Here is a 17,844-nt window from a genome sequence, read left to right on the forward strand (position 1 = left end):
CCTAAAGTTTATTATATCAAATCCTCACTTTTATGAAAATACTGATAAATAAAACTCATATGAATGGGTGAAAGAATAACGCCAGCTATACCAAAAAAATGAATATGCAGAACCATAGATACCAATAATAAAAAAGCAGGAATTTTCATCTCTTTATTCATGATATGAGGTTCAAGAAAACTACGTATCATGTTAATAATCAAATATAAGCAAAATAAATAAACTGCCTTCATATATGCCCCTTGAAATAAATATAAAACCATCATAGGAATTAAAATAATTCCAATTCCAATAAATGGCAAACTGTCCAGCAAACAAATTGTAAAAGCATAAAGTAACGGTGAATCAATCTTTAAAATAAGAAAAGCAATCAATAAAATTAAAAATGTTACAAACATTAAAATAATCTGACATTTCATGTAAATCCATAAACTTTTTAAGACTCTATTTTTAAACTGTACAAGTTGAAAACATGTCTTTTTTTGTAAGAGTCGTAAAAAACAATCTTTCATATCTTCATAATCTAAAACAAGAAAAAATGTAGAAATCACAAATATGAAGAAAGATAAAAGAAATGAAGGAATAGATTTAATAAAAGATGATGCAAAGGATATGAAGTCAAGCATATTCTGATTAATCCAGTTTTGAAAGATGATTACAAAATCTTGAGGTACAAAAGAAAAAATACTTTCTAAAAGTTTTGTTATTTTATATATAAAGGGTAAAAAAATAGAATCATAATACATAGGCAATTGTTGAAAAAAGTGGACACATAAACAAAATAAAGCTGTTATTAATATGCCCAAAAGGAATGCTAAAGCAAGATAAATAAATAATAGCAAAGAAATACCTATAGCACTTTTTTGTAATGGAATATACTGTTGAATACGATCAATCAATGGCTTTAAAACAAAAAAACAGAGAATAGCTAATATAAATGGAAAAAGTAAAGAAAACATATATTTTAAAATAATGATATATATTAATAAACCAAACCCAATGATAAGGTATCGTTTTTTATCCATAGACTCACCTATTCATTTATATGTTTATAAATAAAAATAAGTCCATTCAGGACTTATTTATACAATTCATGACAACAATCGACATTTTTCTTATTGAAAACATGTTAAAGTTAATCATGGTGATTAAAAATGCATATATATGATTCAACGAATAATCAATATCAATTTCCAATTTTAGATCCAGATTTTTCCTATCAGCATATTGATTATCAAAAAAATCTATATCCTTTCTTTAAACAGTTAGATATTCCTTCTACTGTACGCTTTTTAACAGGAATATATATTGAATATCAAATTGTACCATATCATATTGAAGAATATCCTCAACTTTATTTTCATATCTCAAAACATTTAGCAACAAAAATGAGTGAATTCTTTGATTTTGGTGATGCTCACCTCTATTATGAAAGATCGAACTTCTTCTTTTTAGTTATGTTTAATACAAATGAAGAACTGATTGAAATTGCTTTTATTCAATTTCATTCATATTTGAAAAACAAAACATTTGAATACTTACATCATACATGTTCATTTCAAATCAAATGTGGTGCTTATGTATCAACCATTAATATTCATCCTTATAAGCTCTTTGATCTAGCTAAAGAACAATGTCAACAAATTTTATCTAAAGATAAAACTCACATTTCAGTTTATAATTTAAAATTATTACGTTAATGACATTCAAAGTGTTGATATAAAAGGACAATTGCTTTTTTTAAAATCAATAATACAAAAATACTGCTCAAACATATTGGAATAATGAAAATTAATGATTTTGAGAAAAGTGAATAAATCTCAAAGAAATCATGCATTATCATCAATATGAGATAAAAAACAACTGTAATCGTACTCGTAACAATGACTCTTATACGATTCCATGGCAAACATACAACAAAAACGACCAGAAAACTGATAAAACCAGCAACTAAATAATAATATGTAGATAACATTTTAGCATCAAAATGGAATTCTTTTCCAATCCAGGTAATGGCCAGCATATAAATGATCATAGTCAGGGCACAAGGCAAAGCTGTCGAAATGACATGTTTCAAAAAACCTTGTGATGATAAAGACGATGAACGTTCCAGAGTCAACAAGAAACTAGGTAAACCGATTGCTAAACCACTAATTAAACTTAACTGTAATGGTGTAAATGGATAACTCATTCTTAAAACCGCAAAAATCAAGGCTAATACTGTTGAATAAATTGTTTTGGTTAAATAAAGTGAGCTGACTCTTTCAATATCTGCAATAATAGCTCTCCCCTCTTTCACAATATCAACCATAGATGCGAAAGAAGAATCTAATAAAACAATATGTGCAGCCTGTTTAGCAGCATCACTTCCCGCGGCCATAGCGATACCACAATCAGCATCTTTAAGTGCCAGAACATCATTTACTCCATCTCCAACCATTCCAACAACATGCTCATTTACCTGTAGTGCTTTAATAATACGCTGTTTCTGTTCTGGTTTAACACGACCAAAAACATGATAATGTGCAACAATATTTTCTAATTCCATATCATCTTCAGGTAATGTTGAAGCATCAATATAGAGATGACCATTCTTTAATCCAGCTAATTGCGCAACACGAGATACAGTTGCTGGATTATCCCCTGATAATATACGTATATCCACATTTGCATTTTCAAAGAAATGTAATGTTTCTTTAGCTTCAGGACGAATACAATCATAAATAATAATAAGTGCGATTGGCTTGACTTGACCAATCTTGGATTCTTGTTCATCAATCAAATCTGTTTTCCCTAACAAAAGAACACGAAATCCCTTTTGGGCATATTCATCAGCCTGATTTAAAACAACATGATCTGATGGTAATAAAAATTCTGGTGCTCCTAAGACATAGTTACCATTTCCTTGAATACTTAAGGCACGCATCTTTCTTTGAGATGAAAAAGGAATACGTTTATTCACAATAACGTTGTCTTGTTTAAAGAAATAGTCTTGCAATGCTAATTGCGTTGCATTGACATCATCAAACTCATGAGCCATCACACCCATAATATATTCTATTTCCTTTAAACAATATGGCTCAACAGGTATCACTTCTTCAACTTTGAGTTCACCTGTTGTAATGGTTCCTGTTTTATCTAAGCATAAGACATCTACCCTTGCTAAAGCTTCAATAGCTTCCATTTCTTGAATCAAGGCCTTTTTACGTGCCAATTTCCCAACACCAATGATAAATGATAAACTTGTTAATAAAACCAAACCTTCAGGAATCATTCCAACGACACCCGCTACAGTTTTGACAATGGCACTGGCTAAATCATTTGGAAAGGCACTACGTTGTGAAAAAAACAATACGATACCAACTGGAATAATCACAACACTTAAAACTTTAATCACTTTTTCAATAGAGTCTTTCATTTCAGAAGAAGCTTTATTTTTATTTTTCGCTTTATGAACAAGCTTAGTGGAATAATTATCATTCCCTACACGAATAACCTTCGCATAAGCACTTCCGGCAACTACAAAACTACCTGAAAGTAACTCATCATCTTTATACTTCTTAACAGGTTCAGATTCACCAGTTAACATAGCTTCATTAACTTCCATTCCCTGCGAACTTAAAACGACACAGTCACTTCCTATTTGATTACCCATTTCTAAAAAAACAATATCATCTAAAACCAATTCTTCCGTAGGAATAATAATTTCTTCTTGATTTCTTATAACTTTTACTTTCTTAACTGTCACAACAGTTAACTGATCAATAATTTTCTTAACCTTAAACTCCTGATAAATACCAATAAAAGCATTAATAAAGATGACAACCATAAAGGTTAAATTGGTCCAACGACCAGTAGAAATAATAATGGCTGCTAAAAAAACATTTAAACAGTTGAAATAAGTCAAAGTATGTTCTAAAACAATTTGTTTTTTTGTTTTTGAAATATTATCATGTGATATATTAATAAGCCCTCGTTGCTTACGTTCATCTACCTGTTGATATGTTAACCCCATATATTTCATATCATCCATCAAATCACCTACTTTTATATCAATATATAACATTGTTATGAAATATATATGAATATCATAAAAATATCATAACACAAATTATAATATAAAAAAATAAAAAAACCTCATAAAGAGGTTGCATACATCTTGGTGGACCCTGAAGGACTCGAACCTTCGACCGATCGGTTATGAGCCGATAGCTCTAACCAACTGAGCTAAGGGTCCAAGTAAAATAAAAAGTGGTATTCACCACTATTAAACTTAATGGTAGCGGGGAAGGGATTCGAACCCCCGACCCACCGGGTATGAACCGATTGCTCTAGCCAACTGAGCTACCCCGCCATGTAGTGAATCGTTTTTGATAAAAATGGTGGTTCCGGCCGGAATCGAACCAGCGACACGAGGATTTTCAGTCCTCTGCTCTACCGACTGAGCTACGGAACCAAAACAAATGGCGGTCTGGACGGGGCTCGAACCCGCGACCTCCGCCGTGACAGGGCGGCATTCTAACCAACTGAACTACCAGACCATTTGGTTGCGGGAGAAGGATTTGAACCAACGACCTTCGGGTTATGAGCCCGACGAGCTACCAGACTGCTCCATCCCGCGATATGAAATTTAATAAATGGCGGAGGTTGAGGGATTCGAACCCCCGCGGGACTTTCATCCCCTGTCGGTTTTCAAGACCGATCCCTTCAGCCGGACTTGGGTAAACCTCCGCAACATAATGGTGGAGCTTAGCGGGATCGAACCGCTGACCTCCTGCGTGCAAAGCAGGCGCTCTCCCAGCTGAGCTAAAGCCCCATTACAATGGTCGGGAAGACAGGATTCGAACCTGCGACCCCCTGGTCCCAAACCAGGTGCACTACCAAGCTGTGCTACTTCCCGTTCGTATATTTGATTGGCGCGCTAGGCAGGAATCGAACCCACAACCTCTTGATCCGTAGTCAAGCACTCTATCCAGTTGAGCTACTAGCGCCTCTTAACAGTGCCATTCAATAATATCACATTTCTTATTCAATTGCAACACTTTTTTTCATTTTTTTCAAATTCTTTTTTTGAATGGTGCCCAGGGCCGGAGTCGAACCGGCACGGATTTTAAGGTCCGCAGGATTTTAAGTCCTGTGCGTCTACCAATTTCGCCACCTGGGCAGTTGGAGGTTCCAGCCGGACTCGAACCGACGATGACAGAGTTGCAGTCTGTAGCCTTACCAACTTGGCTATGGAACCAACTTCCTTAACTCGTTGCTCACCTAGTATATAATATTTTCCCCATTTATGCAATACCTTTTTTCGTTTTTTTTACAAATGATTGCTCTCATTTGACTCCATATTTTAATTTTACTTCTTAAATTCAAAGCTTTTTTTATTTTATAAAATATAATTTTTTTATAAAAAGAGTATCTTTATCTTTTCATTGATAAATCTACTCTCTTAATTCTTTGATGACTTATTTTTCTAACTTTTCTCTACGCTTAGATGATTGCCAAAACATTTCCTTTAAAGATTTTTCATCTCCTGAAGCAATAGCTTGTTTTAACAAATCAAATTGCTTTTCAAAACGCTCCATAGAAGCCAATAAATAATCACGATTATGAAAGAAAAGTTCTGCCCATAAATCTGCATTGATATTAGCAATTCTCGTTAAATCACGGAATGAATCTCCAATATATTTACCTGTTTCATATTTTTCATCATCACTATTCATCAATGCTACAGCTAATGTGTGTGGTAATTGTGATGTATAGGAAATAATTTCATCATGATCATAAGGACTCATGATTTTCACACTCTTAAAACCTAGTTGTCCTACAAATTGACGCATCCAATCAATTTTATCTATCTGATTATGTTCATGCTGAATAACTATATAATTTGCATTTTGAAAAACTTCCTGACTGGCATACAAATAGCCTTTTTTTTCACGACCAGCCATAGGATGACCACTAATATATTCGACATCCTGATCTATTCTTGATAAAGCTTGATTTAAAAAATATGATTTAATACCAACAACATCTGTAACAATACTTCCTTTTTTAAAAGTATGTTCAGAAATAAAATCTAAAACTTTTGATGGATACAAACAAATAATCGTTAAATCACTCTGTGAAATAATCTGATGTCCATCAAGATACCCTTCAATTATACACCCTTCAGCTTTCGCCATTTCTAAAGTCTGCTGATCGCAATCCACTCCATAAACATCATATCCTTTCCCTTTTAAAGCTTTAACAAAACTACCACCAATAACACCTAATCCTACAACTGTAATAATCATAAATAAAATCCTTTAAAAAGAAAGGACTAATGTCCTTTTTTCCCTTTCGCTAACATTTTTAGCTTATAATCTAATAATTTCTGAGTTAAATCAACATAATACAAATGAGGGTATTCTAAACGGAAAATTTCATCCCATAATAATTGTTTTTGCTGATTAGAATATGCTCTAATTTCATCTAAAGAATTATATGGATAAACATTTTTTCCATTTTCAAACACAAGTGTCTGCAATGGTTGAATTTCATATGTTCCAGCATAAAGTGTTTTATGTTTCCATGCATCTAATTGATGATAAATTGTAAGATCTTGATTTTCATCTAAAACTTCATCATGGAAAGCAATAATATCAGCAATGGCTTTATGAGTTTCTTTTTCAATTAAACGATAAACTTTTTTAAATCCTGGATTTGTAATTTTTTCAGTATTTTCAGATATTTTAATTTTAGGAATAATTTCTCCATCTTTTTCAATAGCAGCAAGTTTATATACACCACCAAAAACTGGTGAAGATTTAGAGACAATCATATTTTCACCTACACCAAATGAATCTATCTGAGCGCCTTGTTCCAACACTGAACGAATTAAATACTCATCCAATGAATTAGAAACTGTAATTTTACAGTCATGCAATCCTGCAACATCTAACATCATTCTGGCTTTTTTAGTTAAATAAGCAATATCTCCACTGTCTAAACGAATTCCTTTTAATCTTTTCCCCATTGGTGCTAAAACCTCTTCAGCAACGCGTATAGCGTGAGGAACACCACTTTTTAAAGTATCATAAGTATCAACAAGCAAAACACAATTATCAGGATAAATTTGAGCATAAGCTTTAAATGCTTCATATTCCGAATCAAAAGACTGTACAAATGAATGTGCCATTGTTCCTAATACAGGTATTCCAAAATCTTTTCCAGCAGATACAGTCGCACTTCCAGCCACTCCTCCAATATAAGCAGCTCTCGCCCCATAATGAGCGCCATCATATCCTTGAGCACGACGTGCTCCAAATTCCATCACAGCACGCCCTTTTGCTTCCTGCACAATACGTCTAGCCTTTGTTGCAATTAAAGATTGATGATTAATTGTCACTAATAAAAATGTTTCTATCAACTGTGCTTCAATAAGTTTAGCTTTCACTGTAATTAATGGTTCATATGGAAAAACAGGTGTCCCTTCTCTTACCGAAAAGATAGTTCCTGTAAAATGAAAATCTTTGAGATACGCAAAGAAATCTTCATCAAAGACATTTAATGATCTTAAATATTCAATATCTCCATCTGTAAAATGCATATTTTCAATTGCTTCAATTAACTGCTGTAAACCCGCAAAAATAACAAAACCACCCTGGTCAGGATTTTTACGATAAAACATATCAAAATAAACAATTTCATCTTGTTTTCCTAATTTAAAATAATTATAAGCCATTGTTAATTCATAAAAATCCATGATCAAAGTGATATTTCTTTCACAACCAACATAGTTTTTTTCCATTATTTAGCCCCCTATCATTTTCATTATCATATACTAATTTTCCTAAAAAATAAAGATTTATTCTTCAATAAACAAAAAAAGCAGTCACTTTTATTGTAACTACTTTTGATCAATATAAAATACTAAGATTCATTTTTAGCTTCTTCATAAGCCTTAGCAACGGCTTCTTTTAAAGCTTGAGAAGACTTGGTAGCTCCAGAAATGGTATCAACATCATAATGATTCTTTTTCTTCATGTTGTCAATCATTTGTTCTAAAGCTACACCTCCAATAGATGGTGTTTCATTATGCTCTTTAATCACAATATCCTGAATTTTATCATCTTTTAATGTTGTTTCAACCTCAAACTCTCCGCCATATCCCATAGCAGTTGTTGTATAAGTCCCATCTTTATATTGCGATTTTTCTTCTACTTGTTTTTCTTGAGCACATCCACATAATATCATAGCTACAAATAGGATGATTATTTTCTTCATTTTTCAAACCTCCTATTTATAGTTTTTGCTCAAATGAAAATCTTATGCATTTTTTTAAAAATATAAATCATAAGTTTCTCTTTGGAATGGTTGTGGCATTGGTGGAACCTTTTGATAAACAATTGGCACCAAGAGTTCCTGTTGAGGATGAATCAACAAATCATCATTAAGCTGATTCATAACCTGAATCCATGCCACTTCACTATTTAATGTTTTCGCAATACGATAAACATTATCACCTTTGTGTACCGTATATAAAACAATTTCTCCAACACGAGGATTTATGACTCTTTCATCATCATACATATATGGATTATACATGATTATCACTCCCAAAATAAACTATGCTTTTTTGAAAAAGATATCTAGGCAAAATCCATCATTTCATCATTATTTTGTCGCAAGTTTATTTAAAGCATCCTTCGCTGCCTGCTGTTCAGCTCTTTTTTTGCTTGTTCCTTTCCCAACACCTAGACACATATCATCCATCATGACAGCTACTTTAAATTCTGGAGCATTAGACGGACCAGATGTTTCTAACAATTCATATGTGACAGTACGACGCTGATCAGCTTGAATCAATTCCTGCAAAGTTGTTTTATAATCAGTAATATCATCATAATCTAAATCGTTGATATGTTTGAATATAGTTTGTTGTAATATCTTTAAAACTTCATCGTGACCACAATCTAAATATAATGCACCTATAAATGATTCAAAAATATTGGCAAGAACACTTTCACGTTCTCTACCACCACTTTTCTCTTCACCAACACCTAAGTATAGCAATTCTCCTAAACCTAATTCTCTAGAGAAACGTGCTAATGACTCTTCACGTACGAGTTTACTACGTAAAGTTGTCAATGTTCCTTCTGGAACATCAGGAAAAAGATTAAATAAAAACTCTGAAACATAAAGCTGTAAAACAGCATCTCCCATAAATTCTAAACGTTCATAGTCTTTTTTTACATAATGCGATTCATTAGCATATGAAGCATGTGTAAATGCTTCTTTATAAATGGCAATGTTATGAAATGGTATATTTTCTTTCTGTAAAAAATCTAATATTTTCATTTTTGACTTAATCCTTCCTTCATTTGAGTTACAACATCCATTTTCACCATCTGATAAGCTAAATCCATAGCATTACAAAACGCTTTAGCATCACTGGCTCCATGTGCCTTTACAACTGCTTTTTCAAATCCCATCATTAAAGCACCACCAACAGATTTGTAATCAAATTTTTCTTTCAAACTATAAAGTGAAGATTTGGCTAATAATGCCCCTATTTTTCCTTTTAGTGAAGACATCATGCTTTCTTTGATCATTTTCATTAATGTTGAAGCAACCCCTTCACAAGTTTTCAAAGCAATATTACCACTAAAACCATCAGTGACTACAACATCATAATCACCACTTAAAATATCTCGACCCTCAACATTTCCTACAAAGTGCAAACGATCACTTGCCTGTAAGAGCTGATATGCCTGCTGATGCGCTTCATCACCTTTTTTAGATTCAGTTCCAATATTTAATAAAGCAACTTTAGGTTCTTGGATTCCCCTTATATTTTTAGCATAAATATTCCCCATAATCGCAAAATCATACAATTGTTCATCTGTATTTTCAGCATTAGCTCCTACATCAAGCATAGCCATGCCCTTTCCATTATATGTAGGCATCATAACCATCAGACAAGACTTTTCAACACCCTCAATACGTTTTAAAAAGAGCATAGCACTTGTATAAAAGGCACCAGTTGAACCGCATGATACCACACCATCAACAACACCTTCTCGTGCCATCATGACAGCTTTTACCATACTTGATTCTTTTTTACGACGCACAGACATAATGCCATCATCCATTTTCACAACATCTCTGGCATCTACAATATGAATATTTTCATATTTTGTTAATGTTTCTAATTCTTCTTTTTTTCCAGTGACATAAAGTTCTACATCATGATGATTTTTCATAAACATTTCACAAGCTTCTACAACGATAGAACTTCCTAAATCACCACTCATAGCATCTATTGATAACTTATACATAATTCTTTCACTCCTCGTTTGTATAGTATAACATATTTAATCAACATATTCATTATTCACCTGTAATTTCTCTTGAATCTTACATACAATTCCCTGATACTCATGATTTTGTATATAATCATGTATAATTTCATCGGCATCTTTTCTTGCAATTGATAAAATAGGAAAATCTTTCATTATATCAGCAACTAAAAAAGTTGGTAAACCACTTTGTCGTTGGCCTAAAACTTCCCCAGGTCCTCTAAGTTTTAAATCATACAATGATATTTCAAATCCATCGTGACTCTTTTCTAAATATTTCAATCGTTCAATGGCTTCTTTTGACGATGATGAACTCATTAAATAACAATAAGCCTGCTCCTGTCCTCGCCCAATACGTCCACGCAATTGATGTAATTGACTCATTCCAAATCGCTCTGCATTATAAATAACCATCATATTTGCATTCTTAACATCTACTCCTACTTCTACAACTGTCGTAGATACCAAAATCTGAATTGTATTATTCAAAAAGCCATTCATCACTTTTTCTTTTTCGTCTTCTTTCATCTGTCCATGTAATAATCCAACATTGTATTGAGTTTGAAAATACTTTTGCATAGCCTCCGCAATCTGTGAGGCACTCTTTGCTTCTAAATTTTCACTATCCTCCACTAACGGACATATCACATAGCATTGTCCTCCTTGAGCTAAATATGATTTTAAATGTTTTAATATCGGCTTCATCGAAGACGAGTGAATATATTGTGTTTTCACTGGCAAGCGCCCTTGAGGCATTGTTTTGATTGTCGATACATCCATATCACCATACATAGAAATAGCTAGCGTACGTGGTATAGGTGTTGCACTCATAATCAAAAAATCAACCTGCTGACCTTTATTTTTTAAAGCCTTACGTTGCATGACACCAAAACGATGCTGTTCATCAGTAATCACAAATCCTAAATTATGGTAAACAACTTTTTTTTGAAATAAAGCATGTGTCCCAACCACAATATCTGCCTCTCCACTTTGGATAGCCTGATAAACACGTTCTTTTTCTTTCAATGACAATGAACCTGTTAATAACTCTATACGGACATCTGTATTTTCAAAGAAACGGCTTAATGTCTGATAATGCTGAGTCGCTAGAATTTCTGTTGGTGCCATTAAAGCCCCTTGATAACCAGCCAAATAATTGGCATATAAAGCTACAGAGCTGACAACTGTTTTCCCACTACCAACATCACCCTGTAAAAAGCGATACATCATCTGTGGACTTTTTAAATCTTCTACAATCTCTTTAATAGCCGTCTGTTGATCTTTGGTAAGAGCAAAAGGCAATGATAATATCAATGATTGTAATTGTGTTACATCAAAATCTTTCGCAATCCCCATTTCTTGAGTACGTTGTTGCTTCATCAATTGCATTGTTAATTGAAATTTTAAGAATTCTTCATATTTTAAATATTTCAACGCTTCTTGAACATCTTTTTTATTTTCTGGAAAATGAATACAATACAAAGCACTTTCCTTTCGGATCAGATGATGTTGAATGCGGTATTTTTCAGGAATAAAATCATCAAATTCATGATTTAATAAAGACAATGCTTTTTTGACATATTGTCTAAAAGATTTTTGTGTTATTCCTTCTTTTAAGGAATAAACTGGATAAATACCAGATATGTCTTGTAATGGCTTGATTTTAATATCAGATGCCGTAATACGATGATTGACGCATTTACCAATGATTGTTATGGTTGTTCCTAGCTTTAAATGTTGCCTTAAAAAATGACGATTAAAAATATTCACCTGAAAATGTTGTAAATACTTATCTTCGACTTCAAAACTCATTCTAGACATTTTACCCTTAAAAAAAATCTTGACTGGTGAAATGACAGTCGCTTCAATAATCAGATGCTCATCCTCATCAGTGGGATATTTTTCTTCAATCACTTCATAACGATAAGGATACTGATAAATCAAGTCTTCCAAAGTTGTTATATTCATTGAAGCTAAAATTTCTAAACGTCGAGATGTCGTTTTTAATAATTTTATATCTGTCATATTCTCACCACCTGTCGTTTATTGTACCATAAATTCAAAAAAAAGATACTCATTTAGAATATCTTTCATTTGATTAAATAAAAATCAATAACAATGTAATCATACAAACAATAGAAATAATGATACTTAAAGAATTTGCTGTTGCAGGCATATCACCACTATAGCCAATTCTTTGACTAAACACAGCTGAAACTGTTGATAAAGGGGCACAAAGAGCCATAGTTAATATTTCTTTAGCTAATAATGGCAATGGTAATACAATGAAAATGATACCTGATAAAATCAAAGTGCCAACAATTCTTAACACTATAATTTTGATAACATGATATGCTTCACTATGTGAGACTTTGATTTCAAGCATTAACCCAATCATCATCATGGCTAAAAAGCTATTTCCTGCACCAATAGTTGTTGCCATAGAAAGAATATATGATGGAAATTCAATTTGAAATATAGCCATTATAAAAATCAATAAATAGACATCAAATGGAATAGAAGAAAAAAGCTTTTTTAAAACATCCTTTAAATGAAAATCACTTTGACCACTGGCAACATGATCGGCTAAAGCATACGTAATCCCTAATCCCATTAATGCATTTCCAATATCAAAAGAACATAAATAAACGACTCCCATACCAGGAAAAAACGATTGAACAAATGGCAATACAAAATTCCCAATATTATATCCTGATACATTAATCATATATGTTCCTTTTATTACAGGACGTTCTTTATAAGCAAATCCATAACCAACGAGAATCATAATAACATTAGATAAAATACCTACAGCTATCAATATAAGAATTGTCATATCTAATGTAATTCCATTGGCACTTGTTAATAAAGCACATGGCAATGTCACATTCATAATAATGGTTGCTAAAATATTTGCATCACTCTTTTTTAAAACTTTCACTTTTTTTAAAAAGTATGCAATCACAATAATCAAAATAAAAGTTAATGATGTTATCAAAACGTCAAACATTTTTTCCCCTTCTTTCTTCATGCATTATAGCACTTTTGTTATAAAAAAGATAAAACAAGCAAAAAATGAAAATCTTTTGTAAAATATATAATGCCTGATATAATAAAAGAAACGATAAGGAGGATATATATGATTAAGGCAATCTTTTTTGATATAGATGGTACTTTGGCCAGTTTCAAAACTCACCAAATCCCTGATTTAACTTTTTATACTTTAAATAAACTCAAAGATAACGGAATCAAACTCTTTATTGCGACAGGAAGAGGAAAAGATGGTTTAGATATTTTACAAGGTTTCCCCTTTGATGGCTATATTACATTAAATGGGCAATATTGTTTTACAAATAATGAACTGATTTATGAAAATACAATTGATTCTCAGGATATTCAGGCTTTATTAGAATATTTAAAAGAAAAACCATTTCCTTGTGGTTTTACTGAAGAACATACCAAATATTTTAATATGCGTAATCATCTTGTTGATGAAATCCATGCAATCACACATAACGACGATCATCCTGCTCGTGATTGCAGTCAGGTTATCCATAAAAAGATATATCAATGTATGTGCTTTGTTGATGAAAATGAGGAAAAGGAATTATTAAAAGTCATGCCGCATTGTCATGCTTCAAGATGGTATCCCACTTTCTGTGATATTTCACCGATAGGTGGTTCTAAACAACATGGAATTGATGAATTCTTAAAACATTATCATATTGATTTATCCCAAACTATGGCTTTTGGCGATGGTGGAAATGATATTCCTATGTTAAAGCATGTTGCTATAAGTGTTGCAATGGGAAATGCCAATGATGAAGTCAAGTCTATTGCTGACTATATAACAGATGATGTTGATCATGATGGTATTTTGAATGCCTGTGTTCATTTTCAATTATGCCAAAAACAAGAATAAGACATGAGCTTATTCTTGTTTTTATATTATCCTAATCTCTTTTCAATTTCACGAATGACAATTTTCATTGCTTTAATACGTGCATATTTTTTATCTACTGATTCTAATACATACCATGGTGCAAACACTGTATTTGTTTTTTGAAGCATTTCTTCAATAGCATTTTCATATAAATCCCATTTTTCACGATTACGCCAATCTTCTTCAGTAATTTTCCATTGTTTTTCAGGTGTATTTTGACGTTCAGTAAAACGTTCTAATTGTGTTTGGTTATCTATCTGTACCCAGAATTTAATAACAATAGCACCCCAGTCATAAAGTTCTTTTTCAAATTCATTCATTTCATTATAAGCACGTTGCCAGTCATTTTCACTACAAAATCCTTCTAATCTTTCAACCATAACACGACCATACCATGTTCTATCAAAAATGGCAATATGTCCGTCCTTTGGTAAACGTTTATAAAAGCGCCATAAATAATGTCTATTCAATTCACTTTTATCAGGAGCTGCTATAGGATAAACTGTATATCCACGAGGATCCAATCCAGAAGTGACTCTCTTGATATTTCCACCTTTACCAGCTGCATCCCAACCCTCATAGGCAATAATCACAGGTATTTTTTGACGATAAAGTTTATTATGCAACTTCATTAATTTTTTACGACATTTTTTCAATTCTCTACGATATGTTTCTTCACTAATGTTAACACTCAAATCATAATCTTCTAAATGGATTTTCTCTCTCATTTCAAAAACATTGTCAATCAGTGGTGCATCCTGCTTTTCATGCTCTAGACGTTCTTGAATACAGCTCATTAATGTTTCAAGCACCTGTAATTGAGCTAGTTTTTTATTTGTTGCATCAATAATATACCAAGGAGCATATGTGTCATTTGTCGCATTCATATATTCATCATATAAACTTAAGTATTCATCATAATGTTTATTTTGCCATAAATCCTCATCACTGACACGCCATTTTGTATTCTTGTTTTTCAATAACTTATGTGTACGTGTTGCCTGTTCCAATTGAGAAATATGGAAAAAGAATTTAATCACTATATAACCATTATCTACTAAAGTTCTTTCAAACTTCTGTATACTTTCAATTCTTTGATGATATTGTTTTTTTGAAATTTGTTTATGCATATATTGTCTTGTGACATCATTCATCCAACCATGGTCATAAAATGTGGCCATTCCATTTTCTGGAATGCGTAAAAAATAACGATATAAGAAAGGTCGTCTTTGTTCATCTTCACTTATCTTATTCATTGTTTCAACATTATAAAAACGTGGATCCATATTTTGAATCACTTTGCCAAGCGTTGTCCCAATTCCAGATGCTCCCCATCCTTCAAATAAAACTACAACAGGTAATTTCTTTTCTTTTAATAACATCTGTTTTTTAGACAACTCAAGTTTTGCATTTTCTAAACATTCTTCAATATCAGGTGCAATTTCTATTTGTTCAAATTGATAATCTCTTAACATATTTTTCCTCCTCACCTACACATTTATATTTTATCACTTTTATGTAAGCGCTTAAAGAAAAATATAACTTGATCAAATAATAATTAAAAACACTACCTATTGATTTCCAATACTGTAGTGTTTCATTCTATTAAATAAGATGATGAGCTTTTAAGCAATCTTCTATTTCCTGTGGATTTGAACAACCATTTTCTCCTAAATGAATAGATGGTTTTGTCTTACCATGAAAATCACTTCCACATGTATACAAGACATTTAGTTCTTTAGCTTTATTGTAGAAATATTCATTTGTTTCTGTTGTATGATAACTTGAAAAACATTCTACTCCATCTAATCCTAATGCCACCATTTCATCAAACAGTTCAAACTGTCCTTTTAAATTATTACCAGGATGAGCCAACAGGGCAACTCCACCATGTTGATGAATCAATTGTATAGTTTCTTCTAAAGTTGGAAAATGTATTTCTGTATAACATGGTTTCCCTTGGGCATAATAATCCCAATAAAAATTCACATAGGGATTATCACTTCTTTCTCCACCTTGACGATAGGGCTTTAATAATTCATGATCTTCATATCGTGAATCATTTAATAAGGCTTCACCAAACATTTCGCCTGTATAAACACCATTTGTTGATAATGCATCTAATTGTTCTTTTTTCAAATCAAATCCTAAGGCATTCGTTAATTCTAATTTCTTCATACTGCATGCAAGTTCCTGCTTTTCAATATCTTCACCTAATTGGTTAAAGACTTCCTGATTATCAATACCATATCCTAACACATGTAAATTAACACCTTTATATGTACAATCAATTTCAATAGCAGGAATATATGTCATCCCTAATTCATCTGCATGTTTTTTTGCTTCCTCATTTGCTTTTACCCAGTTATGATCAGCAATAGCCATGATTTTCACACCTGCCTCATGACACATATCCACTAACTGTGTTGGTGTATATTCTCCATCATCGCTATACATACTATGCATATGTAAATCAATATAACTCTTTGTCATCATTCTTCTCCTCCTCTAATATTTTTTGAATACTCATTTGATAAAGCCCATCTTCTATCAATGAATCCATATTCTTTACATGAATCATACACGGTCTATGTTTAAATGGAATCGTATTGAGATGAAAATCATCTAAACAATCAATAACATCACTGCAAATCCCAATCATTTCTGGATTGAAAACACAACAAAGTGTCGACAACTGTTTTTCTAGTAATTCTTTAGGTTGAGTTTCAAGCATTTGATTTTGTTGCTCAGATGTATAAAACGGTAAATATCTTAACTCGCCCGCAAAATGCGTAAAACCGTTATATAACTTTCCATTAATAATCATTCCACAGCCTATATATTGAACTGCTGGCTGATAAACAAATGCCAAATGCTGACATTTTGGATATTGATGATAAAAACCAATACTGGCAATATTAACATCATTTTCTAAAATGATTTGATTCTTATAAAAATCACGAATCATCTCTAAAAGATTCACATTTTCAAACAATTCAAAGTCACAAACATCAATATATCCATCATGACAAACACCAGGAATACTTAAACAAATCATCGTTATAGAAGAGTCAGCAGATAAAAACTTCTTCATTAATAAAATCAATTCATCCACTTGACCATACATTGAAGAAACTGTTTGAGATGAAATAACCTGATTAAAAAGATTCATATTCTGACAAATAAATTCATAACCATTGATTTGTCTTTTTAAAATCATTTTTAATATATGACGATAATCTTTATTCAAAACATACTGTTTTGATTTTCGTCCTCCTGTTGATGCATTTTCACCTATAAAAAATATTTCTTGATTTTTTAATAGTTTCTGCAAAATATTTGTCATGGATGATAACGATAATTGCGTCTCATCAGATAACTGTGTTTTCGTCCATATGTTTCCATCATAAAAACATTGTCTTACTTTTTGAATATTCATGTGTTTTAAATCTTTAACTTTTGACAAAATATCACGCTTTCTATTTAAACTTCAATTCTTTGATAAAAGATTCAATCACTTTCGTTAAGTCTTGTTGAAAGTTATTATTATCATATCACATA

General features: G+C 32.0%; 15 protein-coding genes and 11 tRNA genes. 2 read left to right on the forward strand and 24 right to left on the reverse strand.

Annotated elements, in window-relative coordinates; translation table 11 throughout:
- Positions 1 to 11: 11 nt before the first annotated feature.
- Positions 12 to 1,025, reverse strand: coding sequence for an AI-2E family transporter (locus B5E87_RS00315; protein ID WP_087242820.1), 1,014 nt, complete (start codon positions 1,023 to 1,025; stop codon positions 12 to 14).
- A 129-nt stretch (positions 1,026 to 1,154) separates the two neighbouring features.
- Here B5E87_RS00315 and B5E87_RS00320 point away from each other — a divergent pair, with 129 nt between their 5' ends.
- Positions 1,155 to 1,700 (forward strand): hypothetical protein, encoded by a 546-nt coding sequence (locus tag B5E87_RS00320; protein ID WP_087242822.1) that lies wholly within the window; start codon positions 1,155 to 1,157, stop codon positions 1,698 to 1,700.
- On the opposite strand, the gene B5E87_RS00325 is transcribed toward B5E87_RS00320, so the two are convergent.
- From B5E87_RS00325 to B5E87_RS00420, 20 genes are all read right to left on the reverse strand, one after another.
- Positions 1,697 to 4,033 (reverse strand): HAD-IC family P-type ATPase, encoded by a 2,337-nt coding sequence (locus B5E87_RS00325; protein ID WP_087242824.1) that lies wholly within the window; start codon positions 4,031 to 4,033, stop codon positions 1,697 to 1,699. The two genes, B5E87_RS00320 and B5E87_RS00325, sit on opposite strands and share 4 nt — an antisense overlap.
- A 127-nt stretch (positions 4,034 to 4,160) precedes the next feature.
- Positions 4,161 to 4,237 (reverse strand) — tRNA-Ile (locus tag B5E87_RS00330).
- A gap of 40 nt (positions 4,238 to 4,277) precedes the next feature.
- Positions 4,278 to 4,354 (reverse strand) — tRNA-Met (locus B5E87_RS00335).
- 26 nt (positions 4,355 to 4,380) lie between these two features.
- A tRNA-Phe gene (locus B5E87_RS00340) sits at positions 4,381 to 4,456 on the reverse strand.
- Positions 4,457 to 4,464: 8 nt separating this feature from the next.
- Positions 4,465 to 4,541, reverse strand: a tRNA-Asp gene (locus B5E87_RS00345).
- Positions 4,542 to 4,544: 3 nt separating this feature from the next.
- Positions 4,545 to 4,621, reverse strand: a tRNA-Met gene (locus B5E87_RS00350).
- A gap of 17 nt (positions 4,622 to 4,638) precedes the next feature.
- Positions 4,639 to 4,731 (reverse strand) — tRNA-Ser (locus tag B5E87_RS00355).
- Positions 4,732 to 4,740: 9 nt separating this feature from the next.
- Positions 4,741 to 4,816, reverse strand: a tRNA-Ala gene (locus B5E87_RS00360).
- A gap of 7 nt (positions 4,817 to 4,823) precedes the next feature.
- Positions 4,824 to 4,900 (reverse strand) — tRNA-Pro (locus B5E87_RS00365).
- 14 nt (positions 4,901 to 4,914) lie between these two features.
- Positions 4,915 to 4,991 (reverse strand) — tRNA-Arg (locus tag B5E87_RS00370).
- An 84-nt stretch (positions 4,992 to 5,075) separates the two neighbouring features.
- Positions 5,076 to 5,164: transfer RNA gene (locus tag B5E87_RS00375), tRNA-Leu, on the reverse strand.
- 3 nt (positions 5,165 to 5,167) lie between these two features.
- Positions 5,168 to 5,242: transfer RNA gene (locus B5E87_RS00380), tRNA-Cys, on the reverse strand.
- A gap of 220 nt (positions 5,243 to 5,462) precedes the next feature.
- Complete coding sequence (locus B5E87_RS00385) at positions 5,463 to 6,293, reverse strand: prephenate dehydrogenase (RefSeq protein ID WP_087242826.1); 831 nt, start codon at positions 6,291 to 6,293, stop codon at positions 5,463 to 5,465.
- Between the two features lie 26 nt (positions 6,294 to 6,319).
- Positions 6,320 to 7,789 carry a nicotinate phosphoribosyltransferase gene (locus B5E87_RS00390; protein WP_087242827.1) on the reverse strand — a complete coding sequence of 490 codons (1,470 nt, stop codon included), beginning with the start codon at positions 7,787 to 7,789 and terminating at the stop codon, positions 6,320 to 6,322.
- Between the two features lie 122 nt (positions 7,790 to 7,911).
- Positions 7,912 to 8,265: an FMN-binding protein gene (locus B5E87_RS00395; RefSeq protein ID WP_087242830.1), complete on the reverse strand. Its 354-nt coding sequence runs from the start codon at positions 8,263 to 8,265 to the stop codon at positions 7,912 to 7,914.
- A 54-nt stretch (positions 8,266 to 8,319) separates the two neighbouring features.
- The gene (locus B5E87_RS00400; RefSeq protein WP_087242832.1) at positions 8,320 to 8,586 is read right to left on the reverse strand and encodes a LysM peptidoglycan-binding domain-containing protein; all 267 of its coding nucleotides are present in this window, start codon (positions 8,584 to 8,586) and stop codon (positions 8,320 to 8,322) included.
- A 69-nt stretch (positions 8,587 to 8,655) separates the two neighbouring features.
- Positions 8,656 to 9,339 (reverse strand): ribonuclease III, encoded by a 684-nt coding sequence (rnc, locus tag B5E87_RS00405; protein WP_087242834.1) that lies wholly within the window; start codon positions 9,337 to 9,339, stop codon positions 8,656 to 8,658.
- Positions 9,336 to 10,319: a phosphate acyltransferase PlsX gene (gene plsX / locus B5E87_RS00410; protein WP_087242836.1), complete on the reverse strand. Its 984-nt coding sequence runs from the start codon at positions 10,317 to 10,319 to the stop codon at positions 9,336 to 9,338. Before plsX ends, rnc begins: the two co-directional genes overlap by 4 nt.
- A gap of 36 nt (positions 10,320 to 10,355) precedes the next feature.
- Positions 10,356 to 12,365, reverse strand: a complete 2,010-nt coding sequence (recG, locus tag B5E87_RS00415) for an ATP-dependent DNA helicase RecG (protein WP_087242838.1) — start codon at positions 12,363 to 12,365, stop codon at positions 10,356 to 10,358.
- Positions 12,366 to 12,438: 73 nt separating this feature from the next.
- Positions 12,439 to 13,350, reverse strand: coding sequence for an AEC family transporter (locus tag B5E87_RS00420; RefSeq protein ID WP_087243093.1), 912 nt, complete (start codon positions 13,348 to 13,350; stop codon positions 12,439 to 12,441).
- 129 nt (positions 13,351 to 13,479) lie between these two features.
- Here B5E87_RS00420 and B5E87_RS00425 point away from each other — a divergent pair, with 129 nt between their 5' ends.
- On the forward strand, positions 13,480 to 14,262 hold the full coding sequence (locus B5E87_RS00425) for a Cof-type HAD-IIB family hydrolase (protein ID WP_087242840.1): 783 nt from the start codon (positions 13,480 to 13,482) through the stop codon (positions 14,260 to 14,262).
- A 26-nt stretch (positions 14,263 to 14,288) separates the two neighbouring features.
- Here the strand turns inward: B5E87_RS00425 and pap are convergent, their stop codons facing one another.
- The 3 genes from pap to B5E87_RS00440 all read right to left on the reverse strand — a co-directional run bounded on the left by pap (position 14,289) and on the right by B5E87_RS00440 (position 17,749).
- Entirely contained in the window at positions 14,289 to 15,758 is a 1,470-nt protein-coding gene (pap, locus tag B5E87_RS00430) for a polyphosphate:AMP phosphotransferase (RefSeq protein ID WP_087242842.1), read from the reverse strand.
- A 130-nt stretch (positions 15,759 to 15,888) separates the two neighbouring features.
- The gene (locus tag B5E87_RS00435; RefSeq protein WP_241147093.1) at positions 15,889 to 16,779 is read right to left on the reverse strand and encodes a PHP domain-containing protein; all 891 of its coding nucleotides are present in this window, start codon (positions 16,777 to 16,779) and stop codon (positions 15,889 to 15,891) included.
- Positions 16,757 to 17,749, reverse strand: a complete 993-nt coding sequence (locus B5E87_RS00440; protein WP_087242844.1) for an ROK family protein — start codon at positions 17,747 to 17,749, stop codon at positions 16,757 to 16,759. Before B5E87_RS00440 ends, B5E87_RS00435 begins: the two co-directional genes overlap by 23 nt.
- Between the last annotated feature and the right edge of the window lie 95 nt (positions 17,750 to 17,844).

Source organism: Massilimicrobiota sp. An142 (assembly GCF_002160725.1).
Lineage (GTDB): Bacteria > Bacillota_I > Bacilli_A > Erysipelotrichales > Coprobacillaceae > Allocoprobacillus > Allocoprobacillus merdigallinarum.